Origin of the sequence: Herbaspirillum rhizosphaerae (genome assembly GCF_001189965.1) — a bacterium.
Taxonomy (GTDB): domain Bacteria; phylum Pseudomonadota; class Gammaproteobacteria; order Burkholderiales; family Burkholderiaceae_D; genus Herbaspirillum; species Herbaspirillum rhizosphaerae.
This window is the reverse complement of record NZ_LFLU01000003.1, coordinates 57,189-81,942: the sequence shown is the minus strand read 5'-3', so window position 1 is coordinate 81,942 and position 24,754 is coordinate 57,189. Positions and strand designations below refer to the sequence as shown.

Sequence of the window (24,754 nt, the reverse complement as noted above, 5' to 3'; positions counted from 1 at the left end):
GTGGCGAATTACTGTTTTTTGCGAGAGGCATCCAGCAATACGGCGCCGACAATGATCACGCCCTTGATCACTTGCTGGTAGTAGGAAGAAACGCCGAGCAAGTTGAGGCCGTTGTTGATCACGCCGATGAGCAAGGCGCCCACCACCGTGCCGCCCAGCGACCCCGTGCCGCCCGACAGGCTGGTGCCGCCGATCACCACTGCGGCGATAGCGTCCAGTTCATAGGACACTCCCGCCTGGGGCAACGCAGCCGTGGTACGCGCAGCCAATAAGATGCCGGCGAGAGCGGCCAGCAAGCCGCTGACGACATACACAGCGAACAGCACCTTGCGCGTGCTGATGCCGCTGGTCCTGGCGCTCTTGGGGTTGCCGCCGACAGCATAGATATAGCGACCGTAAACGGTGTAGCGCAGGACAAACCAGCTGATCGCAATCACTGCGGCAAAAATCAGGATGGGTACCGGGACTTGCCACACATGGCCGGCGCCGATTGCCAGAAAATCGTCGGGCAAGTCCGAGACCGGCATGCCGTCGTTGTAGATGTAGGTCAAACCGCGCGCGGCGCTGAGCATGCCCAGGGTGGCGACGAACGGCGGCACCGACAGGCGCGCCACCAACAATCCATTGACCGCGCCGAGCAATGCGCCGACACCGAGGCCTGCCAGCAAGCTCGCCGTCAGACCGTGAGCGCCGTCGCCGGCAATCATCCAGGCGCTTACCATGCCGGCGATGGCGAGTATTGCGCCCACCGACAGGTCGATGCCGGCGGTAAGCACCACAAAGGTCATGCCGATGGCGAGAATACCGTTGATGGAAGTCTGGCGAAGGATGTCGGCCCAGTTGCCCCAACTCATGAAATACTGGTTGCTGAACGACAGGAAAATGCACAGTGCGATCAACGCCGCCAGAATGCCGTAGCGCGCATAAAACTGCTGCAGATTGAAAGCCGGCGCCGAGGAGCGCAATACGACAGGAGAGGTTTTGATATTCATCACGAAGCCAAATGTAAGAGTTCTTCTTGGGTTGAGGTATGTCCGTCCAACATGGCCACCACGCTGCCCGCCCTGAAAATGGCGATCCTGTCGCTGACGTCCAGCATTTCCTGCGCCTCCGACGAAACCAGAAGCACCGCGCCGCCGTTTTCCGCAAACTCGTTGATGAGCTGATAGACCTCGCGCTTGGCGCCCTCGTCTATGCCGCGCGTCGGTTCATCGCACATCAGGCATATGGGCTCGGTCGACAGGCAACGCGCCAGCACCACCTTTTGCTGGTTGCCGCCGCTCATTGACGACACCGGCAGATTCACGGAGCTGGTTTTCATGCGGATGCGCCACACCATGTCGCCGACCAGACGGTTCACGCGCTGCCGGTCGATCAGGGCCAGACGAGACATGCGCCGGTAAGCCGACAACGCGATGTTGTCGCGTATCGACGCCGTGAGCACCAGGCCGGTTTCCTTGCGATCTTCGGTGACGAGCGAAATGCCCGACGCGATGCTCCTGCCGGGATTGCCCACCGGCAGCGGCGCCCCCTGCAAGCGGACCGTCCCCTCATCCGGCCTGGTAAGTCCGTAGATGCAATTGAGATATTCACTGCGCCCGGCCCCCATCAAACCGTAGATACCCAACACTTCTCCGGCATGCACGCGCAATGAAATGCCGGCGAACTCGCCGTTGCGGCTCAGGCTTTCGGTTTCCAATATCGCCTTGCCCGCGGTCCGGCAGGCGCGCGGAGAAGACTGCAATTTGCGACCGACGATCGCGGCGACCAGCGCGGTGCGATCAATGTCCGCGATGCGTCCGCTTTCAACAAAGCAGCCGTCGCGAAACACCGTGTAGTCATCGGCGATCTGGAATATCTCGGACAAGCGATGGGAGACATAGATAATTCCCGTGCCCTGGGCAGTAAGGCTGCGGATTGCGTTGAACAACACTTCCGTCTCGCGCTCGCCGATCGCCGAGGTCGGCTCGTCCATGATCATGACGTCGCAATCGCGGCTGAACGCCTTGGCGATTTCGACCAGTTGCATTTGCGCCAGGCTTAAGGAAGACATCTGCAGGCGCGCGTTGATGGGAAACTGCAAACGCTCCAGCAAGGCCTGCGCCTGCCGCAACATGGTCTTGAAATCGACGCAGATTCCGCCTGTTCGCGGCTCTCGCCCCAGGTAGATATTTTCGGCAACCGTCATGCCCGGAACCGGCGAAAGCTCTTGCGCAATCATGGCTATCCGGCTTTGCAAGGCCTCGGCCGGCGTCGCAAAGTCCACCGGACGGCCATGCATGAAAATCTCGCCGCCATCGCGACGAACCATGCCCATCACGATATTCAGGAAGGTAGATTTTCCGGCGCCGTTGCCGCCGCACAGGGCATGCACACTGCCCGGCCGCAGCGCCAGGCGCCCGTCCGTCAATGCGGGAATCCCCTGGAAGGATTTTTTTACCCCGCTCGCCTCAAGAAGCAGTGTCGCCACGATTTGTCTCCACCTATTAACATTTGATCTTTACAGATCTTTTTCTCATTAAAACCCATGTTAGCAAGCGAGATTTTTGACTGTCAATCGTGTTTAAAAAACTTTCTAAAATTTAGAATAAAAACGAATATAACGACAAATAAAAACAATAGGCGATGATTAAGAAGAAAATAGACACGGATATCGCTTGACTTCATCATGATCAAAAATGAAAATTTGATTTTCCGCGATCATTTTTTCATTACATTCATCGACGCGGCCAGAAAGGAAAAAGATCATGGAAATCGCCATCGGCTGCGACGAAGCAGCGTTCGAACTGAAAGAAATCATCAAGCAGCACCTGACCGGCAAAGGCCTCGAGGTCACCGACTTCGGCACCTATGACACGCAACCGGTCATCTATCCCGATATCGCCTTCGCGGTGGCCGAAGCCGTCATGGAGGAGCGTTTTTCCCGCGCCATCCTGCTTTGCGGCACCGGCATCGGCATGGCGATCTCGGCCAATAAGGTGCCCGGCATGCGCGCCGCCCAATGCCACGACACGTATTCGGCCGAACGTGCCAGCAAAAGCAACAATGCCCAGATCATCACGCTGGGGGCGCGCGTGGTGGGCACCGAACTGGCCAAGTCGATTGTGGACACCTGGCTGTCGTCCGAATTTTCCGGCGGGCGTTCGGAATCGAAGCTCAATCGTATCCGCGAATACGAAAGCGGCCTGCAAAAACAAAAGTGAACGATAATCCGGACACGAAGATCCGGACTTCAGGGAGAGATAAATGAAGGAACCTGCACATGTCGACCGATGAGCTGACGCGGCTTGCAACGCTCTACTACGTAGACGGACTGACTCAGGACGAATTATCCAAACGGTTTTCCATTTCACGCCCGACCATCGGACGCATGCTCAAGCGCGCGCAGAAGGAAGGCATCGTAGAAATTCGCGTACGCCATCACCCCAGCGACACCAGCCAGCTCGAGCATGAACTGATGGCGCGCTTCGGGATCGAGCGCGCCATCATCTCGATCAACCACAAGGATCAGGAAAGCCAGCGCGAACTCCTGGCCGGCCTGGTCGCCAGCCATCTGGACCGCATTCTCGCCAACGACATGATCGTGGCCGTGGGCATGGGCCGCAATATCAGCGCGGTGTCGGAACATGCGGTTTCGTCGATGCAGCGCAGTCCGACTTTTGTCTGCGCCATCGGCGGCTCCTATCGCGGCGGCGAAACGATGAATTCGGATCATATTTGCCGTCGCCTGGCCACGCGGTTTGGCGGCGAAAGCGAAACCCTCTATGCGCCGGCCCTGGTCAGCGACCCGCAGGTGCGCAGCAGCCTGCTGGCCAATGACACTGTGAAGCAAACCCTGGATAAGGCGCGCCGGGCGCATATTGCACTGATTGGCATTGGCGATATCAACGAAGACAGCAACATGGTCCGCATGGGCTGGTTTTCACCGCAAGAGATCCTTGAGGTCAAGCACATGGGCGCGGTGGGCGACATGATGGGTTACGACTTCATCAACATGAATGGAGAACCGGCCAAGACTTCCATGCAAGCGCGCGTGATCGGCCTGACGCTGGACGACTTGAGGCGCATTCCCGACGTCATCGCAGTCGCCAGCGAAAGTTCAAAAACCACGGCTGTTCTCGGCGCGCTGCGTACAGGCGTCATCAACACCCTGGCCACAACGGAAAACATTGCGCAATCCATCCTGACGCTGGAAGAAGCCACGCGCCCGCGCGAGAAATAACCGCACCAATCGGACGCCCTGCCCGGCGATACCCGGCAGGGCGTTTTCACGGCGCTTTTCTCGCTCCAGCTTATCCGCGCGGATTGCGTTGCAAGGATGCGATGCGCGACTCGATGGAAGGATGACTGGAGAGCAAACCCATCCACGACGCGCGGCCGGCAATGCCGGATGCCTGCAGGTTCTGCGGCAAGCCGTCGGACTCCATCCCGCCCAGACGGCGCAAGGCGCCGATCATCGGTGTCGGCGAACCCATCAGCGATGCAGCGCCGGCGTCGGCACGGTATTCGCGCTGGCGCGAGAAGTACATGACGATCACGCTGGCGAGGATGCCGAACACGATTTCGCAGACCACCACCGTGACCATGTAGCCGATGCCGGGGCCGGACGACTGCTCGTTATTGCGACGCAACGCCGAGTCGACGAAGTAGCCGACGATACGCGCAAAGAACATCACGAAAGTATTCACCACGCCCTGGATCAGCGTCAGCGTCACCATGTCGCCGTTGGCGATGTGCGCGACTTCGTGCGCCAGCACGGCTTCCACTTCTTCCCTGGTCATACCTTGCAGCAGGCCGGTCGACACCGCCACCAGCGAGCTGCTCTTGCTGGCGCCGGTGGCGAAGGCGTTGGGCGGACCATCGTAGACGGCGACTTCGGGCATGCTCAATCCTGCGCGCGTGGCCAGGCGGTTGACGGTATCGACCAGCCACATTTCGGTGGAATTTTGCGGATGTTCGATGACGCGCGCGCCGGTGGACCACTTGGCGATGGTCTTGGACATCAGCAGGGAAATGAACGAACCGCCGAAACCCATCAGGGCGCAGAACATCAGCAGCATGCCGAAGTTGAGCCCGTTGGCCGTCATGTAGCGATTGATGCCGAGGATGCTGGCGGTCACGCTCAGGACCAGCATCACGGCCAGATTGGTGACGAGAAAAAGTATGACGCGTTTCATGGTGCTTCCTAAATAAAAAGACGAGAACTTGCAGCAGCGATGTGGCTGCTACCGGGCGATGACAGTGAAGAAAGGAAATGCGCGCAATACCCGGCGTCGCGCGCCGATCGCAAACGATCAGTCGCAACGGGCCGAGGAACTGGCCTATAAGCGCGCTCAGGCTAGCGGCGGAGGACGCTGCAGATCGATGAACGCGGATGTACCGTCGTTCACGAGGGGATAAAAATGAGGGAAAGGATGCCAATCCAGCGGCAAGGTAGCGAAAGGAGCCGGCAAGGTCTGGTCTTCCAGATCGCCTTGCGCCGACAGTTTTTTGGCGTCGGGCTGGTCGCCTGCACCGCCCGCAGCATTGGCCGCATCGACCTGGGTGCTCGCGTCGCCTGTTACGGCGTCAGCGACGTCATGTGTCAGCTGCCATGCGGCTTGTTGCGCACCGCCTTGCGAGCGCGCCTCAACAACCGGCACGATCGCCGCCGTTTCGCTCAGTTGCTTTGCCGCAGGCTCAAGCGTCCCTGCAAACAATTGCAAGGGAAACAGGAATGCCAGCAACAAAAAGCAGAATCGGCGCATAAGCGAGGCGGTGAAAACGGCAAAAACATCAAGGAGCGCATTATACGCAAGATCGGCAAACGGCCGGATGCCGCCATCGCGGCAAGCCGGGCACAGCCAAAGTTACTCACAGAAAATGTGGTCAACCCTGTTGATAACTTGTTTATGACCATGCGCAGGCCGCGTCCGTTCAGCTTTTGCCGGGATTGTTCACGTTTCGTTCAAAAACAGGCAAACATGCGCTCAAGCTCCGCGGATGACCTGGTTGCGCCCCTGCTTTTTCGCCTGGTACAGCGCATCGTCGGCGCTGTCGAGCAAGGCCGCGCCGTCGCTGCCGATATCCGGCGTCATGGTGCAGACGCCGACGCTGATGGTCATGTGCGCGCCGGACTGGGACTTCTCATGCGCAATGCCGAGATCGCTGACGCTGGCGCGCAAACGTTCAGCAAATTTTTCCGCCTGAGTCTCGGTAAAGCCCGGGATCAGCATGATGAACTCTTCCCCGCCGTAACGCGCGCAGATATCGTTGGGGCGTCGCATTTGCGCACGCAAGACATTGGCGACCAGCTTCAGCGCCCGGTCGCCTTCGCCGTGACCGTAGTGGTCGTTGTATTGCTTGAAGTAATCGATGTCGATCATGAACAGCGACAGGCTGTTGCGATTGCGCTTGGCGTCGCGCAGGGCGAGCGCATAGCTTTCGTCGAAGAAGCGGCGATTGTAGATGCCGGTCAGGCCGTCGGTAATGGCTTCCCGCTTGAGCGCGTCGGAATGCGACATGAGCATTTTTTCGCGCTTGACCGACGTACTGGAGTCGCTGATCTGGATCAGGCAGGTCGGCTGCCCTTCTGCCGATCGCAACGGCGTCATGATGATGGACTGATGCATGCGCACCGGCGTCTCGCTTTTGTCCTGCTCGACGAACAGCGGCAAGGGAGAGCGATGGAATGCGCTGGACAGGATCGCCGGCAGGCCGTAACCGATGGCGTTGTTCAGGGCGCGCAAAAAACCCGGCGTCAGTTGTTCGCCGAACAGCGCGATGATGCTTTGCGTCAGCGCCTGTTCGCGGCCGACGCGGGCATGCCGGTTCATCCAGTCATTCCATAACAGGATGTTCAAATCATGATCGACCACGACGAGTCCCAGGTTGACGTTGTTGACAACCTCGTCTGCCGAAAAACCAAGTGGAACTGCGCTGCTCATGGAAATACCGTTCAGAGAATATTGTTCAGATACTGCTGAATATGCGAAATCAGCTTGTTCAGCGATGTTGAGCTGAGCAGGAAAATCAGATGGCCTTCGGTGTGGTGCTTTTCCAGCACCAGGTCGATGTGCAGGACCAGGATGTAGCTGTCGTCGCGGCCTTGCTCGGCCAGACGCGCGGAGATTTCCTCCGGCGAGGACATGTTATAGGTCGGCAGCGAGCTGCTGAGGCTGATCTTGAGCATGTCGGCCATGGCCGACAAACAGGCATTGAGGATAATGTTGCCGAGTTCGCACATGGCTTCCTGTTCGAATTCCGCCAGGTCCTCGATGCTCATCTGCGAACCCATCATGTCGCGCACGATTTCCAGCGCGTAGTTCTCGGTGAACAAGAGCACCGCTTCGGCATCGAAGGGGCCGGTGAACAGCTGGCTGACCGTGGCGAACTTGTTGTCCTTGAGCGTGAGCACGCGGCTGTTGACCTCGGCGGCTTTGAGGATCTCGACAGACGGCACCGAGAGCAGCACTTCTTCGCCGACGATTTCGCTCAGGCTCAGCGCGGCACGCCCTGCGCCGACGTTGAATACTTCGGTAAGCGCATCGAGCTCAATCTCTGAAAGCACCTTCACGCAGCCCCCGTGAAATAGCCGATTGCCTGGGCAATGGATTTTTCCGTGACCGGCTTGGCGACGAACAGCGCGCCAAGCTGCTGCGCGCGCGATTGCGCCGCTTCCTGGATGTTGGCGGAGAAGATGACGATGCGCACGCCCGGATACTTGCTCAGAATGATGTCGGCGGCATCGGTGCCGAGCATACCGGGCATATTGATGTCCATGGTGCAGTAATCGGGCTGCTCCTGGTCGACCATGGCGATGGCGTCATTGCCGCTCGCAGCTTCCTGGATAAGCCAGTCGGCGTGGACCGCGAGGATATGCGCCTTGATCACCATCCGCGACACCTTGCTGTCGTCGACAATCAGAATTTTCTTGGGAGACGTGTTTGCTGACATAGGCCGCCATTATCTTTATAACAATATTGTCTTTTTTTCTACATTTTACTATTTTAGTCACCTTGTTTTTTCTAGTGTTGCAGAAAAAGAGGCAAAAGCAACCGGCATTTTTTTGCAGAAATCTTGCGCTAAAACAATGACTTGCCGCGATCTGCAAGTAACTGCCCTGCGTGCCCCGCGATGCCGCACTTTGCCCTCCGTACGGGCGTAAAAAAAGGAAGCGCAAAGGCTTCCTTTTCAACAACTATGCCGATTTTGATGTGGGCGCTGAACAACACCGCCCGCATTCAAGCTCATAGCTGCAAGGTCAGGACCTCACCGAACGCAATCGCATGCGCGTTGATGGCGGCGTGCTCGGCCATCTTTGGCACGGACAGATTCAGTGCGCGCGCCTGCAGCATGCGGATCGTGCCGGCGTGGCAGACGATGATGGCCTGCCCATGGCCGCGCGACAGCAGGTCGGTGCAAAAAGCGTCGATGCGCTGCGCCACGTGCAGCACGTTCTCGCCGCCGCCCGGGCGATAACCGACAACGTCGGCGGCCCATTGATCGATCTCCGCGCGCGGCAAGTCGTCCCACGCACATTGTTCCCAGGTGCCGAAATGCATTTCCATCAGGCGCGGGTCATAGCGCACAGGTCCGGCGTTGAGTGCAGCCGCCAGCGGCTCGGCCAGGAAGACGCAGCGTTGCAACGGGCTGGAATACAGCGGCGCGTGCGGCGGCAGCACCGGCTGGACTTGCTCGAGCACCGCCCGGCAGTCTTCTTCGGTCACGGCCAGATCACTGCTGCCATAACAGAGGCCCTTGCCGATAACGGGCTGAGGATGACGAATTAAGTGCAGCAACATGGTGGACCTTTCTGTCTATAAGGACGATGCCGCCGATACCGCAGCCAGCAGGCCCAGGTAAATCGCGACTTCGCTAAGTTGTTGTACGGCGCCGAGGCAATCGCCGGTGTAACCGCCGATGCGGCGCCGAAATTTATGCGCAAGAAAAACCGTGGCGGCCAGACCCAGCAGCAGCGCCAGCAGCATTCCCTGCCATGCAAACCATCCCATCGCCATGCACGCCGCGACCGGCAAACATGCCGTCAGCGTCGCGACAGCGAATTCAAACGTATTCATTTGCTGCGCCAGCGGCTTGACCTTGCCTTCTTCCCGCACATACTCCATGCGCCAGATCAGGCCGGCCGCCAGACAGCGCGACACCGGATGCGCCAGCAGCAACGCCGGCGCCACCTGCAATGCAGGCAGACTGGCGAGCGCGGCGATTTTAAGGCCCAGCAGCAGCAGCATGCCGATCACGCCGTAAGCGCCGACACGCGAGTCGCGCATGATTTCCAGAACCCGCGACGCCTGCATACCCCCGCCGAAACCGTCGCAGACGTCGGCAAAGCCGTCTTCGTGAAAAGCGCCGGTCAGATAAATCCCTGCCGCCGTCGACAACAGCACCGCCACCACTTGCGGCAGCAACAGCGACGTCAGCCAATATACGGTTGCACATACCAGGCCGACCAGAATGCCTACCGCCGGAAAGTAACGCACGGCATGCTGCAGCCATGCCGCATCAAACCCGACCCAGCGCGGCGCCGGCAAGCGCGTAAAAAACTGCAGCGCCGTAAAAAACAGCCGCAGTTGATAACGCAAGCCGGCGCCGGCGCTGGGCACGACCGACATGTCAGGCGCTTTTTTCACTGACCTGGGCCGACGAGAAGGTCGCCATCTGGGCCAAAAAATTCACCGCGGCATGCAGCAGCGGCAAGGCCAACGCGCTGCCGGTCCCCTCGCCCAGACGCAGATCGAGCTGCATCAACGGGCGTCCATCCAGATAATCGAGCATGCGCCGGTGCCCATGCTCGTCCGAACAATGCGAAAACACGCAATAGTCGAGAATCGCAGGTTGCAACTTCGCCGCCACCAGCAGCGCCGATGTGACGATAAATCCGTCGATCAGCAGCACCATGCGCTGCTCCGCCGCTTTCAGCATGGCACCGACGATCATCGCAATTTCGAAACCGCCGAAGGTCTGCAATACCTCCATAGTCGTATCGACGCCGGCATGATGCGCGATAGCCTGTTCGATGACCTGCTGCTTGTGGCGTATCCCTTCTGCCGCCAGGCCGGTGCCGGCGCCGACGCATTCGGCGGCGGCAATGCCCGTGATCTTGTGCATGAGCGCCGCAGCGGCGGTGGTATTGCCGATGCCCATTTCGCCAAAGCCGATGACGTCGACCGGCATTGCGGCGACCAGATCCATGCCGCGCTGAATCGCCTGCCGGCATTGCTCGGACGTCATCGCCGGCTCTTTTGCAAAATTGCGCGTGCCGGGTCCGATCTTCCTGTCGATCAGCTCGGCGCGATTGCCGAAGTCATGATTCACGCCGGCGTCGACGATGTGCAAAGCGCAATCGTTCTGGCGTGCGAACACATTGATGGCGGCGCCTTGCTGCAGGAAGTTTTCCACCATCTGCCAGGTCACGCTTTGCGGATAAGCCGAGATGTTTTCAGCGACGATACCGTGATCGGCGGCAAACACGACGATGGCGGCGCGATCGATGCGCGGGATGGCTGTCTGCTGGATCAGCCCGATCCGATGCGCGATGAATTCCAGCACGCCCAGGCTACCCTGCGGCTTGGTCTTGTTGTCGATCAGGCCTTGCAAAGCCGATGACAGCGCGGCGTCTTGTGTAGAAGATAATTGTGGAATGAGCATAGCTGGATCACACGCCGTTGGCCGCGAAATGGATTCTGATCAATGAAAAACAGAATTGACGAAAGGACGTCAGTATAAGAGATAGTCGCGCGTTGCGACCAAATGTGCAGTGCTGCGGGGGCGTTCTTTACATTCTGGCGCCTTTAATCGGCATCGTTGGGCATCGACAGGCATCGCCTTCCGGCGAGACCGTCATTCATTGTAGTCACAACAGGCTTCATGGCAAAAATGCCGCGATTCATCCGTTTGAATGAATCGCGGCATTTTACGTTTTAACCGGGAAGTACGTCTGACGATGCGCTGACAGAAACTATTTACCGAGCGCGTGGGCGATGGCCTTGGTCAGGTCTTCGATGACGAATTTGGCGACATAGCCGTCGGCGCCGATGTTCTTGACGTGGTCTTCGTTGGCGGAGCCGGACAAGGACGAGTGGATCACGACAGGAATCGCCTTCAGCCCCTCGTCGCGCTTAATATTGCGCGTAAGCGTGAAGCCGTCCATTTCCGGCATTTCCAGATCAGTCAGCACCATCGCGACGCGATCGGTAATCGGTACGCCTTGCGCTTTCGTTTCCTTGCTGATTTCAAGCAGTTTTTCCCAGGCTTCCTTGCCGGTTTTGTGCATCAGGAAAGGCAAGCCCATTGCGGTCAATCCGCTTTCCACCAGCGAACGCGCCACCTTGGAATCGTCGGCGGCAATGATCACCGCGCCCGGCTTGAGCTTGATGTGCTCCATGCCGGCGATTTCCATGTCGCGCTCCTTCGGCATGATTTCGTGCAGGATCTGCTCGACGTCCAGCACTTGCGCCAGGCGGCTGCCCTGCATCTCGTCGTCGAGGCGCGCGATGCTGGTCACAAAGTTGCCGCCGGCCTTGGATTCCGCGGACAACACCTGGCTCCATTCAAGGCGCACGATTTCGTCGACCGATTCCACCGCAAAAGCCTGCGTGCTGCGCGCGTATTCCGTCACCAGCAAAATGTTCAGACCGGTCTTGGGTGTACAGCCGACCACCGCCGGCAAATCGATCACCGAAATGATCTGGCCGCGGATGTTGACCATGCCCAGCATCGGCGACTGCGTCCCTGCTGCTTTTGTGATGGCCGGCATGGGGACAATTTCGCGAATCTTGAAGACGTTGATGCCGAACAGTTCCGAGCGCACGCCATGCGGGTCGGAGCCGAGACGGAAAAGCAGCAACTCAAATTTGTTGGAGCTGGTGAGATTGGTTCTTTCGTCGATCTCTTTTTGAAATGCATCCATTGCGACACCCCCGTCGTTATCTTCTATTGCGATTGAAACTACCCGTTCAAGCGATACGTCAATGTAGAGTGTAATTGCATAAAAAACAATTGAATCGAACAAAATACGACATAAATCCAATATTTGTTGCCCTGTGCTGGTGCAACAAATCGCTGAGGAAAAACCGTCTGAAGGAAGGCCGAGAAGGGAAGAAAAACGGGATCGGAAAAGAAAAAAGGAAGCTCATTGCTGAGCTTCCTTTTTAATATGGAGCGGGAGAAGAGTCTCGAACTCTCGACCTATACCTTGGCAAGGTATCGCTCTACCAACTGAGCTACTCCCGCATGGAGCGTTTGGAGGCGGGGGTCGGGATCGAACCGGCGTAGACGGCTTTGCAGGCCGCTGCATAACCACTTTGCTACCCCGCCAGGGGACATTAACTACTGCTGTCTATTCGTTGCTAATTGCGGCTTTCTTTTCAACCGGCTTCAGCGTCAATCTTCTGAAGTTTTTTCGGCTGATGCAGAACTCTCACAATGAAAAAAGGAAGCGTTTTGGCGCTTCCTTTAGTAATTCTGGAGCGGGAGAAGAGTCTCGAACTCTCGACCTATACCTTGGCAAGGTATCGCTCTACCAACTGAGCTACTCCCGCATCAACAACAGAACGCTATTATAGAGCTTCCATAGAGGAAGTCAAGCGCCACTTTTGTTTTCTTGTACTTTTTTTATCAGCGGCCATGCCTTCTGCAAGTAGTAAAGCATGGACCACACTGTCAGCACGGCTGCGATCAGCAACAGCCATTTTCCCAATACCTGCGTATTGATGAAACCGAACAAATCGCCATAGAACAGCAGCATCGGAATCGCGATCATCTGCGCCGTGGTTTTGATTTTTCCGAGCGAGCTGACGGCCACCGATTTCGATGCGCCGATCTGCGCCATCCATTCGCGCAGCGCCGAGATGGCGATCTCGCGGCCGATGATGATGAAGGCGATAATCGGATGCACGCGATCCAGATGCACCAGCACCAGCAAGGCGCCGGTGACCATCAGTTTGTCCGCGACCGGATCGAGGAAAGCGCCGAACGCCGACGTCTGATCCCAGCGACGCGCCAGGAAGCCGTCGAACCAGTCGGTCGCCGCGGCGACGATGAAGATGATCGTCGACGCGATGCCTTGCTCGTAACGCGACAGCCCGATCTCCGGCACATAAAACACACCGACCACCAGTGGAATCAGGGCGACACGCAACCAGGTAAGCAAAATGGGAATATTGAATGGCATACGTTTATTTATTATCGTGAACTTCTGCGCTGAGTGAAATTTACCGAGATAGTATCAGAGCCGCCTCTTAAAACCTGTTACCGGGATAAATCAGTAGGGAAATCGGTGCGTTGTCTGCGCGGTTTGGAGCGGCCCCCTGCTACATGCAGGCAGCGGGGTGAAATTCAATGGCAGGCAGGCACCGGCCGGCGAGTTAATGCAGCTGACGGTAGATTTCTTCCGCCAGCGTGTGCGAAATCCCTTCCACCGAGGCCAGCTCGTCGATGCTGGCGTCGGCCACGCCGCGCAGGCCGCCGAAGCGCGCCAGCAGCTTCTGGCGGCGTTTGGCGCCGATGCCTTCGATCTCTTCCAGCCGCGAAGTCTGCCTGGCCTTGGCTCGTTTGGCGCGCATGCCGGTGATCGCAAAGCGGTGCGCCTCGTCGCGGATCTGCGCGATCAGCATCAGCGCAGCGGATTCCTTGCCCAGCTCTTGCGCCGGCCTGCCGTCGACGAATACCAGCGTTTCCAGCCCGACCTTGCGCCCTTCTCCCTTGGCCACGCCGACGATCAGGCTGATATCGAGTCCCAGTTCGGTGAACACCTGGCGCGCCATTTCCACCTGCCCTTTGCCGCCGTCGATGAGGACGATGTCGGGCATGGTGCCTTCGCCGTTGGCGACTTTTTCATAGCGGCGCATGAGCACCTGGCGCATCGCGGCGTAATCGTCGCCCGGCGTGATGTCGTTGATGTTGTAGCGGCGGTATTCGCCGTTTTGCATGGCGTGGTGATGGAACACCACGCACGACGCCTGCGTGGCCTCGCCTTGCGTATGGCTGATGTCGAAGCACTCCACACGCAGGCTTTCGATGTCTTCGACTTCGCTGCCCAGCGCCTCGACCAGCGCCCGCGTGCGCGCCTGTTGCGAACCCTGTTCGGACAACAGGCGCGCCAGCGCGATCTCTGCGCCCTTGTGCGCCATCTCCAGCCACTGGCGGCGCTGGCCTTGCGGCTGCAGCGTGAGCGTGATGCGGTGGCCGCACTGCTCCATGAGCGCCAGCATCAGCGCAGGGTCGTCGAACTCCGTATTGAGGATGAGATTGCCGGGGATGAATTTGTCGATGTAATGCTGCGCCAGGAAAGCCTTGATGACTTCCGCTTCCAGCGACTCTTCGCCCTCGGGAATGGCGCCATCCACATGCGTCGGAAAATAGGCGCGATCGCCTAGGTGGCGTCCGCCGCGCACCATCGCCAGATTCACACAGGCGCGGCCGCCCTGCACGATCACGGCGATGATGTCGATGTCGGCGTCGCTGCCGGTTTCCATGGTCTGCTGATGCAGCACGCTGGAGAGCGAAGTAATCTGATTGCGCACCGCCGCCGCCTGTTCGAACTTGAGTTCGCCGGCATAGGCGTGCATCTTCTTTTCCAGCGTGTCGAGCACTTCGGTCTGGCGGCCGCGCAGGAATTTGGAGGCGTTCTCGACATCGAGGGCGTAGTCTTCCGGCGTCACCAGATTGACGCAGGGGCCGCTGCAGCGATGGATCTGATGCAGCAGGCATGGCCGCGTCCGGTTGGCGTAGACCGTGTCTTCACAGGTGCGCAACAGAAATACCTTCTGCAGAATCTGGATCGACTCCTTGACCGCCCAGGCATTGGGAAAGGGACCGAAATACTGGCTCTTCTTGTCGACCGCGCCGCGGTAGTAGGCCATGCGCGGAAACGCGTGGCCGGTGATCTTCAGGTAGGGATAGGACTTGTCGTCGCGAAACAGGATATTGAAGCGCGGGCGCAGCGTCTTGATCAGATTGTTTTCCAGCAGCAGCGCTTCGGCCTCGCTGCGCGTGACGGTCGTCTCCAGGCGCGCGATGCGATCGACCATCATGGCGATGCGCGGGCTGCTCAATGTCTTCTGGAAATAGCTCGACACCCGCTTCTTCAGGTCGCGCGCCTTGCCGACGTACAGGACGTTGTCTTCCGCATCGAAATAGCGATACACGCCCGGCAGATGCGGCAGCTTGGCTACCGTCTCAAGGACGACGTCGCGTGGATCAATCGGGGGATTGACCGGATCGATCGGATCGGTTGGCAAAGTGTCGGACATGCTGGCTCGGGCAATTCGTCTCGTGGACAGCTATTGATATCGTGATAGGGTCAGGGTGCGGCTCAGGCCAGCGTCAACACCAGTTTTTTGGCGGCCAGGTAACGCTCATCCTTTTGCAGGCCGTCCCAATCGAGGAAGTCGCTTTGCGGCACCAGCGCGGCGATGCGCGCCGCCGATGCAGGAGAAATCCTGGTCTTCAGGCCGCTCAGCAACTGGTCCGCCTTGTCGGGCGAATTGCAGATCAGCACCATGTCGCAACCGGCATCCAACGCCGCCTGCGCGCCGTCAAGGACGCTGCCGGCGACGCTGGCGCCTTGCATGCTGAGGTCGTCGCTGAAGATCACGCCCTGGAAACCGATGTCCTTGCGCAGGATGTTCAGCCATTTTTTGGAGAACCCGGCCGGGTGTTTGTCCACCTTCGGATAAATCACGTGCGCCGGCATCACAGCCGTCAGGCTCATGCCAAGCCAGTCATACGGCATGGCGTCGTCGCCGATGATGTCCTGATAGGCGCGGTCGTCGACCGGCGTGTCGATGTGCGAATCGGCCTGCACGTAGCCGTGGCCGGGAAAATGCTTGCCGCAATTGGCCATGCCGGCCAGCGCAAGACCGTGATTCAGGCTCTTTGCCAGCAGCGTCACGACGCGCGGATCGCGATGGAAGGAACGGGTGCCGATCACGCTCGATACGCCGAAGTCGAGGTCCAGCACCGGTGTGAACGAGAGGTCGATGCCGCAGGCGCGCAGTTCGGCCGCCAGCACGTAGCCGACCGCCGTCGCCAGGCGGGTTGCCTCCAACACGTCGCGATCCCATAACTCGCCCAGCACGCGCATGGCGGGCAGATGCGTGAAGCCGTCGGTCTTGAAGCGTTGCACGCGACCGCCTTCATGGTCGACCGCGATCAGCACGCCCGGGCGCGCCGCGTGGATGGCTTGCGCCAGCGCCGTGATCTGCTTGCGGTTTTCATAGTTGCGCGCGAACAGGATCACGCCGCCGGTCAGCGGATGCCGGATGCGGCGGATGTCTTCCGCCGTCAGGCTGGTGCCGACCACGTCGAGCATGACGGGGCCCAAGGCCTGTTTCGCTTGATCCGATTGAGCTGCTGACTTCATGTTTTCTCCGCTATGACAAATGCGACCGCGTACTCCACCTCATCGGTGATCGAGACTTGCGCGGTCAGGCCCTGCTCTTCCATCCATGTTTTCAGTTTGCCGCTGCACACGACGATCGGTTTGCCGCTGGGCGCATTGAGCGTTTGCATCGAGCGCCAGGTCATCGGCATGCGCATGCCCAGCCCGATGGCCTTGGAAAACGCTTCCTTGGCGGCAAAGCGCGTCGCCAGGAAACTGATGCCGCGCGCTTCGACCTTGGCTTTGCGGCTGAGGTATTTGACCATTTCCTCCGGCCCCAGGATCTTTTCCGCAAAGCGGTCGCCGCGCCGTTCCAGCGTGGCCTTGAGACGTGATATCTGGAGAATGTCGGTACCGATGCCGTAGATCATGGTCAAGCTTTCGTTATCAATGTTTTCCGGCAGCGTCCAGGCGCGCCTTGAGCATGATCGCCTTCATGTCGCTGACCGCTTTTTGCCAGCCGACAAACACCGCTTGCGCGACGATGGCATGGCCGATGTTGAGTTCGGCGATATGCGGGATAGCGGCGATCGCCTGTACGTTGGTGTAGTGCAAACCGTGGCCGGCGTTGACTTTGAGCCCGCGGCGGATGCCTTCCAGCACGCTGGCCTTGACGCGTTCCAGTTCTTTTTCCTGCTCGGCCTGGTCGTGCGCTTCGGCATAGCGGCCGGTGTGCAGTTCGATCACGGGTGCACCGGTTTCGGCGGCAGCCTTGATCTGCTCGTCGTCCGGATCGATGAACAGGCTCACGCGGATGCCTTCGGCCTGCAACTGCTTCACCGCCGCCTGCACTTGGGCAAAATGCGTGACGACGTCGAGGCCGCCTTCGGTGGTGATTTCGGTACGCTTCTCCGGCACGAGGCAGGAATCCTGCGGCCTGATACGGCAAGAAAAATCGATCATCTCGCTGGTGACGGCGGCTTCCAGATTCATGCGCGTGCGCAGCAAGGGACGGATCGCTTCGACGTCGGCGTCGCGGATGTGGCGGCGATCTTCGCGCAGGTGCAAGGTGATCGCATCGGCGCCCGCCTCTTCGGCCTGCAATGCAGCCTGGATAGGATCGGGATAAGTCGTGCCGCGCGCGTTGCGCAAGGTGGCGACGTGATCGATATTGATGCCCAGCTCGATGGCCGGACCGACAGGATTGAGAAAGCTCATGACATTATCGCTGTGCGCTGTGAGGTGATTGAGAATGCGAGGCTGGAATTTTATCGTGCATTGTTTCCGGCGTCGCTTGTGTCGCGGAAGCAGTTTTCCATTTCCCGTTGAAGACCAGCATCGCCAGACCACCGGCAACCAGCCCCCAGAATGCGGCGCCGATGCCGAACAGGGAAACGCCCGACGCGGTGACCAGAAAGGTAATCAATGCCGCTTCGCGCTGCGTTTCATTCGACATGGCGACAGTCAGGCCGTTGGCGATGGTGCCGAACAGCGCCAGCCCGGCAATTGCCATGATCAGCGCCTTGGGGAACGCAGAGAACAGCGCCACCACGGTGGCGCCGAAGATGCCTGCCACCAGGTAAAAGACGCCGGCCGCCACGCTGGCCATGTAGCGCTTGGAGGCGTCTTCATGCGCTTCCTTGCCCATGCAGATGGCGGCAGTAATGGCCGCAAGACAAATCGAAAAGCAGCCGAAAGGCGCCAGCATCAGGGTCGTCAGCCCGGTCCAGGTCATCAGCGGCGACACCGGCGTCTGGTAGCCGGAGGCGCGCATGATCGCCACGCCGGGCGCGTTTTGCGACGCCATGGTCACAACGAAAAGCGGTATGCCGACGCCGAGCAGACTGGTCCAGGCGAATTCGGGCATGACGAATTCCGGCGTGGCGAGGCTTGCGTGGAAGCTTTCAAATTTCAGCAATCCCTGCGCGCCGGCAAAGGCCGTACCGAGCGCCAGGACGATGATGATGGCGTAGCGCGGCGAGAAGCGTTTGGCGACCAGGTACACCGCAAACATCAGCAACACCAGCGCAAACTCCAGCTTCATGGCGACGAAGACATCCATGCCGAAACGCGCCAGGATGCCGGCCAGCATGGCGGCGGCAATCGAAATCGGGATACGATTCATCGCCCTTGCGAACAGGCCGGTGACGCCGCAAATGGTGACCAGCGCCGCCGAAAACATGAACACGCCGATCGCCTGCGGCATCGAGAGGCCGGCCAGTCCGGTGATCAGCAAGGCCGCGCCGGGCGTGGACCAGGCGGTGACGACGGGTGTGCGGTAGTAGAGCGAAAGACCGATGCAGGTCACGCCCATGCCCAGGCCGAGCGCAAAAATCCATGAGCTGATCTGGGTTGGCGTCGCGCCGGCAGCGGCGGCGGCCTGGAAGATGATGGCGGCGGAACTGGTAAAGCCGATGAGGACGGCGACGAAGCCTGCCGCCATGCCCGACCAGGAAAAATCTTTCAACACGGGAATCCCTGGCGTCTCAGAGCTGCGTCAGATCGATCAGAATCTGCCGCGTATTCAATTGCGCGCCGCCCAGATGATGCGACAGCAAGGAGCGCATCAGGAGTTTGCTCTGCGTCTGCGTGTTGAGGTCGCTGTAGTCTTCCTTGTCCATGTCGAGCAAGGTCTTGCCGGAGACTTTGGGCCACGCGTCGGACAGGCGCGGGAAGCGCACGCCCTGCTCCGGATCGACGACATAGGTCTCTTCCGGCGCAACCGCTTTGCCGTTGGTGATGCACCTGGTCCAGTCGCCGGCCACGCCGGTTTCCTTGAGCAAGGCGCGCTCGAACTTGCGCAGCACGATAGGTGCGGACTCGCCGTGCGCGAGCTGATTCAGCGTCGACACGTAATGATCGAACAGCGCCGGATGCGCATCGTCGCGCGCCAGCAGCTTGACCAGCAATTCGTTGAGATAGAAGCCGCACAGCAGCGCCGATTTTTCCAGCGGCAGCATGCCGCCGACCCATTCGGCGACGGTCAGGGTGCGTACTTCGGACTTGCCGGCCCAGCTGACCGACAAGGGCTGAAAGGTTTGCAGCACGCCGCGCAATGCGGAATGCGGACGCTTGGCGCCTTTGGCGACCAGTGCGACGCGGCCGTGATCGCGTGAAAACACATCGACGATCAGGCTGGTTTCTTTATAGGGATAGCTGTGCAGCACGAAGCCGGGCTGGGCCTGGATGCGGGTTTCTTTTTCCTGCGCCCTTGGGCGGCGCGGCGTTGCCGATGCGCGCGTACCGCGCTTGGGTGCGGCGGCATTCTTGGCATTGTCCAGCGCAGACTGCGTCGCCGCAGCGCTCAGTGCTTCTGCATCGAGTGTCTGACCAACTGCGGTATCGGCGGTGATCTCAGCCATAGGTGTATGTGTGGTGTATATGTCTATTCGTAGCCGTAGGCACGCAACCCGGCTTCGTTGTCAGCCCAGCCGGATTTGACCTTGACCCAGATTTCGAGATAAACCGGACCGCCGAACAGGCGCTCCATGTCCAGCCGCGCCTGGGTGGAAATTTCCTTGAGGCGCGCACCCTTGTTGCCGATCACCATGGCCTTGTGCCCGTCGCGCTCCACCAGGATGGCGGCGAAGACGCGGCGCAAATCGCCTTCCTGCTCGAATTTTTCGATCAGGACAGTGCTGGTGTAGGGCAGTTCTTCGCCGACGAAACGGAAGACTTTTTCGCGGACGATTTCCGACGCCAGGAATTTCTCGCTGCGGTCGGTGATGTCGTCTTTGTCGAACATCGGCGGATTGTTCGGCAGCAGCTTGCGGATTTCTTCCTGCAGCTGATCCAGCTGGAAGCGTTGCTTGGCCGAGACCGGAACGACGGCGGCGAAGTTGTGCTGCGAAGCGACTTCCTGCGCGAACGGCATCAGCACCGATTTGTCCTTGTTGCGATCGGACTTGTTCATCACCAGTATGCACGGCACGTTGGCCGGCAGCAGCGCCATGACCTGCTTGTCGGCCGGGCCGAACGTACCGGCTTCGATCACGTACAAGATCACGTCGACTGCCGTCAGCGTAGTGGTGACGGTGCGGTTGAGCGTCTTGTTCAGGGCGTTGCTGTGACGTGTCTGGAAGCCCGGCGTGTCGATGTAGACATACTGGGTGTTTTCGATCGTCTGGATGCCGGTGATGCGATGGCGCGTGGTTTGCGCCTTGCGTGAAGTGATGCTGACTTTGGCGCCGACCAGCACATTCATCAATGTCGATTTGCCGACGTTCGGGCGACCGACAATGGCGATGTATCCGCATCGGTAATCGTTCGATGCGTCGGAAGGAGCTGTGGTGTCTGTCATGCGGTTTTACTTTGTGTAACGGGTGGTGCAGAGGCCGGAGCCTCGCTTCGGTTGTCGTTCAGATCGGCGGCAGCCAGTGGCGCTTTATGGTCGCTCTTGCTGTCGCTTTTTGCTTCGGTCTTGTCGTGCTTTGTTTCTGCTTTGCCGTCGATTTTGCTATCGGTCTTGCTGTCGGCCTTGGCGTCGCTTTTTGCGGCGTCGGTCTTGGCGGCCTTGATCGAGACGGGCTTTTCCACCTTGTGTTCCGCTTTAGGCGCAGCCGGCTCCGCCAGCAAGGGCAGTTCCTCGTTCGGTGCATCCGGCTGTATCGTCGCGATACCCGCCAGTTTAAGCTGCGTGGTGCGCGTGCGCGGTTTGCGGGCAGACGCCGGCGCCTTGACCAGCGCAGCCTGCACGGCTTCCAGCGCCAGCTTGGCGGCAGCCTGTTCGCCTGCACGCCGGCTGCCGCCGGTGCCGAAGACCTGGATCTCCAGCTTGGGCACCAGGCATTCGATCTCGAATTCCTGATTATGCGCCGCGCCGTGCGTGGCGACCACGTTGTATTGCGGCAAGGGAATTTTCTTTCCTTGCAGATATTCCTGCAGCAAGGTCTTCGCGTCCTTGCCCAGCGTCTTGGGATCGACCGTGTCGAGAATCGGGATATACAGCGAGCGAATCACGTCGCGCGCGGCGTTGAACCCCGCATCCAGGAAAATGGCGCCGAACAGCGCTTCCAGCGTATCGGCCAGGATCGACGGACGGCGGAATCCGCCGGACTTCAATTCGCCCTCGCCGAGCCGCAGGAACTGCGACAGATCGAGGCGCTGGGCGATTTCGTAAAGGGATTGCTGTTTGACGAGATTGGCGCGCAGGCGCGACAAATCGCCTTCGTCGATCTTGCTGTAACGGTCAAACAACAGAGAGGCAACGACGCAGTTAAGAATCGAGTCGCCGAGGAACTCCAGGCGTTCGTTATGCAAGCTGCTATGGCTACGATGCGTCAAGGCCTGCTGCAGTAACGTAGCGTCCTTGAACGTGTGCCCCAGCCGATTTTGCAATACTAATGGATCCATTTATTCATCCGTCGCTTAGAAGTCCGAACCCGGATGCGTCCGGCTACCCGCCCGCAACGCATGCGCCCGACCTCTCAGGCCACCCGGCCCGTTATCTGCAACCAACCGCAATATCGTTACCAAAACACGACGGCCAGCCGGCAGTAGGATTTTCCTGGACTGGAGAAAAATGCCGGGAAGAGGCTTTTTCTCCCTTGCTCCAAAAAGATGATGCCTGACAGAAACTTAATGAAAACTGCCAATACGCTTCAAATTACCCAGATTCATCCAGACAAAGAATGCTTTTCCGACAATGTTTTCATCCGGTACAAAGCCCCAATAGCGGCTGTCCAGGCTGTTGTCGCGGTTGTCGCCCATCATGAAGTACTCACCGGTCGGCACCGTGCAGGCAAACCCTTCTGCGTTGTACGAGCACAGGTCTCGCTTGGGGTACTGATGCGGATCAGGCACGAAATTCGGGGCCCGCTCGTCGGTCAGTATGTTGTGCTCCACGCCGGTCAGGCTCTCCTGCCATTGCTTATAGTACGTCAGATTCCCATCATCGAGATAATCTGGCAATGCTTTATAAGAAACTTCATTACCATTTACCGTTAGACGCTTGTTTTTATAGACTATTTTATCACCTGGCACGCCTACCACGCGCTTGATGTAGTCGACCGAGGTATCTTCCGGATATTTGAAGACCATGACGTCGCCGCGCTGCGGATCATTCACGTTGATGATTTTTTTGTTAATGATCGGCAGGCGAATGCCGTAGGTGTATTTGTTCACCAGGATCAGGTCGCCGACCAGCAGCGTCGGCACCATCGAGCTCGACGGAATCTTGAACGGCTCATAGAGGAACGAACGCAGGAAAAACACCAGCGCGATGACCGGAAAGAAGCTGCCCGAATATTCAATCCAGGTAGGCTGGCGCAACAGGCTCGCTTCCAGCGCAGCGCGGCCGTTGGTGTCGCTCTTGATGCCTTCGCCGCTCAGCTTGGCGACGCGTGCATCGAACTCTGCCAGCGCAGCATCGGCCTTGGCGCGGCGTTGCTTGGACCAGAAGAACACATCGAGAAACCAGATCACGCCGGTCACGATCATCAGGACAAACAGAATCAGTGCGAAATTGCCTAAGAGAGACTGCAGGTTCATTTTTCATCCACTTGTAAAATTGCCAGGAAGGCTTCCTGCGGAATTTCCACCGAGCCGACTTGCTTCATGCGTTTCTTACCGGCCTTCTGCTTTTCGAGCAGCTTGCGCTTGCGGCTGATGTCGCCGCCGTAGCACTTGGCCAACACGTTCTTGCGCAGCGCCTTGACGTTTTCACGCGAGATGATAGTGGCGCCGATGGCCGCCTGAATCGCCACGTCGAACATCTGGCGCGGAATCAGTTCGCGCATCTTGGCCGCCACGGCGCGGCCGCGGAACTGGCTGTTGGCGCGGTGCACGATGATCGCCAGCGCATCGACCTTTTCGCTGTTGATCAGCATGTCGACCTTGACCACGTCGGCCGAACGATATTCCTTGAACTCATAGTCCATCGACGCATAGCCGCGCGAGGTCGACTTCAGGCGATCGAAGAAGTCCAGCACGATTTCCGCCATCGGCATTTCGTAGGTCAGCTGCACCTGCTTGCCGTGGTAGCTCATGTTGATCTGCACGCCGCGCTTTTGCGTACACAGCGTGATGACCGAGCCGACGTATTCCTGCGGCATGTAGAGATTGACGGTGACGATAGGCTCGCGCACCTCTTCGATCCGGGACGGCTCCGGCATCTTCGACGGATTGTCGACCATCAGGATGGTGCCTTCGCCGTCGCGCAACACGACTTCATACACCACGGTCGGCGCCGTCGTGATCAGGTCCATGTCGAATTCGCGCTCAAGGCGTTCCTGCACGATTTCCATGTGCAACAAACCGAGGAAACCGCAGCGGAAGCCGAAGCCCAGCGCTTGCGAGACTTCCGGTTCGTACTGCAATGCGGCGTCGTTGAGCTTGAGTTTTTCCAGCGAGTCGCGCAAGGCGTCGTACTGATTCGCCTCGACCGGGAACAAGCCGGCGAACACCTGCGGCTGGACTTCCTTGAAGCCCGGCAGCGGCTCTGCTGCCTTGTTCGCCGCCAGCGTGACGGTGTCGCCGACCTTGGCTGCTTTCAATTCCTTGATGCCGGCGATGATGAAGCCGACCTGCCCCGCCGAAAGCGTCTCGCGCGATTGCGACTTGGGCGTAAAGACGCCGATGCTTTCGGTCAGGTGGGTGGATTCCGTCGCCATCAGGAAAATCTTTTCCTTCGGACGCAGGGTGCCGTTGACGATGCGCACCAGCATGACCACGCCGACATAGTTGTCGAACCAGGAGTCGATGATCAGCGCCTGCAGCGGCGCGTTGGGATCGCCCTTCGGCGGCGGCACCTTGGCGATCAAGGCTTCGATGACGTCTTGCACGCCCAGGCCGGTCTTGGCCGAGCACGGCGTCGCGTCGGAAGCGTCGATGCCGATGACTTCTTCAATCTCGCTCTTGGCGTTGTCGGGGTCGGCCGACGGCAAGTCGATCTTGTTCAGGACCGGCACCACTTCGACGCCCAGTTCCAGCGCGGTGTAGCAGTTGGCGACGGTCTGCGCTTCCACGCCTTGCGAGGCATCCACAACCAGCAGCGCGCCTTCGCAGGCGGACAGCGAGCGGCTGACTTCATAGCTGAAGTCGACGTGGCCCGGCGTATCGATCAGGTTGAGGTTATAGATGTTGCCGTCAAGCGCCTTGTACTGCAGCGCGGCGGTTTGCGCCTTGATCGTAATGCCACGCTCGCGTTCGATGTCCATCGAGTCGAGCACCTGAGCCTCCATCTCGCGATTGGAGAGGCCGCCGCAGAGCTGGATGATGCGATCAGCAAGCGTGGATTTGCCGTGGTCAATATGGGCAATGATCGAGAAGTTACGGATATTGTTCATTAAATTGCGGAAAACGATGAAAAAAGGCGCTCCAGAATGGGAGCGTCTCCCAAGTGAGCGCCTTTACAACAGCTTTTGTACAACCCAGCATTCTACCGGATTTCAGGGGCCAAAACCCGAATCCCCATTGACGAGCTGTCATCAGTGC

Annotated in this window: 24 protein-coding genes and 3 tRNA genes; 2 read left to right on the top strand and 25 right to left on the bottom strand. The window is 59.1% G+C overall.

What is annotated here, in order from left to right:
- Window positions 1–8: 8 nt before the first annotated feature.
- Window positions 9–992, bottom strand: coding sequence for an ABC transporter permease (locus AKL25_RS05810; protein WP_050476708.1), 984 nt, complete (start codon window positions 990–992; stop codon window positions 9–11).
- A complete protein-coding gene (locus AKL25_RS05805) occupies window positions 992–2,470 on the bottom strand; it encodes a sugar ABC transporter ATP-binding protein (RefSeq protein WP_050476707.1) in 1,479 nt (492 codons plus the stop codon). The genes AKL25_RS05810 and AKL25_RS05805 overlap by 1 nt, the downstream gene beginning before the upstream one ends.
- Window positions 2,471–2,747: 277 nt before the next feature.
- Here AKL25_RS05805 and rpiB point away from each other — a divergent pair, with 277 nt between their 5' ends.
- Together rpiB and AKL25_RS05795 are read left to right on the top strand one after the other, a co-directional pair.
- Window positions 2,748–3,203, top strand: a complete 456-nt coding sequence (gene rpiB / locus AKL25_RS05800) for a ribose 5-phosphate isomerase B (protein ID WP_050476706.1) — start codon at window positions 2,748–2,750, stop codon at window positions 3,201–3,203.
- 59 nt (window positions 3,204–3,262) lie between these two features.
- Complete coding sequence (locus AKL25_RS05795; RefSeq protein WP_050476705.1) at window positions 3,263–4,222, top strand: sugar-binding transcriptional regulator; 960 nt, start codon at window positions 3,263–3,265, stop codon at window positions 4,220–4,222.
- A 70-nt stretch (window positions 4,223–4,292) separates the two neighbouring features.
- On the opposite strand, the gene htpX is transcribed toward AKL25_RS05795, so the two are convergent.
- The 23 genes from htpX to lepA all read right to left on the bottom strand — a co-directional run bounded on the left by htpX (window position 4,293) and on the right by lepA (window position 24,606).
- On the bottom strand, window positions 4,293–5,177 hold the full coding sequence (gene htpX, locus AKL25_RS05790; RefSeq protein ID WP_050476704.1) for a protease HtpX: 885 nt from the start codon (window positions 5,175–5,177) through the stop codon (window positions 4,293–4,295).
- A gap of 156 nt (window positions 5,178–5,333) precedes the next feature.
- The gene (locus tag AKL25_RS05785; protein WP_240475652.1) at window positions 5,334–5,729 is read right to left on the bottom strand and encodes a hypothetical protein; all 396 of its coding nucleotides are present in this window, start codon (window positions 5,727–5,729) and stop codon (window positions 5,334–5,336) included.
- A 240-nt stretch (window positions 5,730–5,969) separates the two neighbouring features.
- Window positions 5,970–6,926 carry a diguanylate cyclase domain-containing protein gene (locus tag AKL25_RS05780; protein WP_050476702.1) on the bottom strand — a complete coding sequence of 319 codons (957 nt, stop codon included), beginning with the start codon at window positions 6,924–6,926 and terminating at the stop codon, window positions 5,970–5,972.
- A gap of 11 nt (window positions 6,927–6,937) precedes the next feature.
- Window positions 6,938–7,555, bottom strand: coding sequence for a chemotaxis protein CheX (locus AKL25_RS05775; RefSeq protein WP_050476701.1), 618 nt, complete (start codon window positions 7,553–7,555; stop codon window positions 6,938–6,940).
- Window positions 7,552–7,935: a response regulator gene (locus AKL25_RS05770; protein WP_050476700.1), complete on the bottom strand. Its 384-nt coding sequence runs from the start codon at window positions 7,933–7,935 to the stop codon at window positions 7,552–7,554. Before AKL25_RS05770 ends, AKL25_RS05775 begins: the two co-directional genes overlap by 4 nt.
- Before the next feature lie 293 nt (window positions 7,936–8,228).
- Window positions 8,229–8,783 carry a histidine phosphatase family protein gene (locus AKL25_RS05765; RefSeq protein ID WP_050476699.1) on the bottom strand — a complete coding sequence of 185 codons (555 nt, stop codon included), beginning with the start codon at window positions 8,781–8,783 and terminating at the stop codon, window positions 8,229–8,231.
- Between the two features lie 15 nt (window positions 8,784–8,798).
- Window positions 8,799–9,611 (bottom strand): adenosylcobinamide-GDP ribazoletransferase, encoded by an 813-nt coding sequence (locus AKL25_RS05760; RefSeq protein WP_050476698.1) that lies wholly within the window; start codon window positions 9,609–9,611, stop codon window positions 8,799–8,801.
- Window position 9,612: 1 nt separating this feature from the next.
- Complete coding sequence (gene cobT, locus AKL25_RS05755; RefSeq protein ID WP_050476697.1) at window positions 9,613–10,647, bottom strand: nicotinate-nucleotide--dimethylbenzimidazole phosphoribosyltransferase; 1,035 nt, start codon at window positions 10,645–10,647, stop codon at window positions 9,613–9,615.
- Between the two features lie 310 nt (window positions 10,648–10,957).
- Window positions 10,958–11,908, bottom strand: a complete 951-nt coding sequence (locus AKL25_RS05750) for a chemotaxis protein (RefSeq protein WP_050476696.1) — start codon at window positions 11,906–11,908, stop codon at window positions 10,958–10,960.
- A gap of 247 nt (window positions 11,909–12,155) precedes the next feature.
- Window positions 12,156–12,231, bottom strand: a tRNA-Gly gene (locus AKL25_RS05745).
- A 10-nt stretch (window positions 12,232–12,241) separates the two neighbouring features.
- Window positions 12,242–12,315: transfer RNA gene (locus AKL25_RS05740), tRNA-Cys, on the bottom strand.
- Between the two features lie 148 nt (window positions 12,316–12,463).
- Window positions 12,464–12,539 (bottom strand) — tRNA-Gly (locus tag AKL25_RS05735).
- 41 nt (window positions 12,540–12,580) lie between these two features.
- Window positions 12,581–13,171: a CDP-diacylglycerol--glycerol-3-phosphate 3-phosphatidyltransferase gene (pgsA, locus tag AKL25_RS05730; RefSeq protein WP_050476695.1), complete on the bottom strand. Its 591-nt coding sequence runs from the start codon at window positions 13,169–13,171 to the stop codon at window positions 12,581–12,583.
- Window positions 13,172–13,364: 193 nt separating this feature from the next.
- Window positions 13,365–15,251 (bottom strand): excinuclease ABC subunit UvrC, encoded by a 1,887-nt coding sequence (uvrC, locus tag AKL25_RS05725; RefSeq protein WP_050476694.1) that lies wholly within the window; start codon window positions 15,249–15,251, stop codon window positions 13,365–13,367.
- 62 nt (window positions 15,252–15,313) lie between these two features.
- Window positions 15,314–16,363, bottom strand: a complete 1,050-nt coding sequence (gene nagZ, locus AKL25_RS05720) for a beta-N-acetylhexosaminidase (protein WP_050476693.1) — start codon at window positions 16,361–16,363, stop codon at window positions 15,314–15,316.
- Window positions 16,360–16,752 (bottom strand): holo-ACP synthase, encoded by a 393-nt coding sequence (gene acpS, locus AKL25_RS05715; RefSeq protein WP_050476692.1) that lies wholly within the window; start codon window positions 16,750–16,752, stop codon window positions 16,360–16,362. Before acpS ends, nagZ begins: the two co-directional genes overlap by 4 nt.
- 16 nt (window positions 16,753–16,768) lie before the next feature.
- A complete protein-coding gene (gene pdxJ, locus AKL25_RS05710) occupies window positions 16,769–17,539 on the bottom strand; it encodes a pyridoxine 5'-phosphate synthase (RefSeq protein WP_050476691.1) in 771 nt (256 codons plus the stop codon).
- A 4-nt stretch (window positions 17,540–17,543) separates the two neighbouring features.
- The gene (locus tag AKL25_RS05705; RefSeq protein WP_050476690.1) at window positions 17,544–18,791 is read right to left on the bottom strand and encodes a benzoate/H(+) symporter BenE family transporter; all 1,248 of its coding nucleotides are present in this window, start codon (window positions 18,789–18,791) and stop codon (window positions 17,544–17,546) included.
- A gap of 16 nt (window positions 18,792–18,807) precedes the next feature.
- On the bottom strand, window positions 18,808–19,683 hold the full coding sequence (gene recO / locus AKL25_RS05700) for a DNA repair protein RecO (RefSeq protein WP_205627218.1): 876 nt from the start codon (window positions 19,681–19,683) through the stop codon (window positions 18,808–18,810).
- A 23-nt stretch (window positions 19,684–19,706) separates the two neighbouring features.
- Window positions 19,707–20,621 carry a GTPase Era gene (gene era, locus AKL25_RS05695; RefSeq protein ID WP_050476689.1) on the bottom strand — a complete coding sequence of 305 codons (915 nt, stop codon included), beginning with the start codon at window positions 20,619–20,621 and terminating at the stop codon, window positions 19,707–19,709.
- Window positions 20,618–21,673, bottom strand: a complete 1,056-nt coding sequence (rnc, locus tag AKL25_RS05690) for a ribonuclease III (RefSeq protein WP_050476688.1) — start codon at window positions 21,671–21,673, stop codon at window positions 20,618–20,620. The genes era and rnc overlap by 4 nt, the downstream gene beginning before the upstream one ends.
- Window positions 21,674–21,898: 225 nt before the next feature.
- A complete protein-coding gene (gene lepB / locus AKL25_RS05685) occupies window positions 21,899–22,810 on the bottom strand; it encodes a signal peptidase I (protein WP_050476687.1) in 912 nt (303 codons plus the stop codon).
- Window positions 22,807–24,606, bottom strand: a complete 1,800-nt coding sequence (gene lepA / locus AKL25_RS05680; protein ID WP_050476686.1) for a translation elongation factor 4 — start codon at window positions 24,604–24,606, stop codon at window positions 22,807–22,809. Before lepA ends, lepB begins: the two co-directional genes overlap by 4 nt.
- Window positions 24,607–24,754 lie beyond the last annotated feature (148 nt).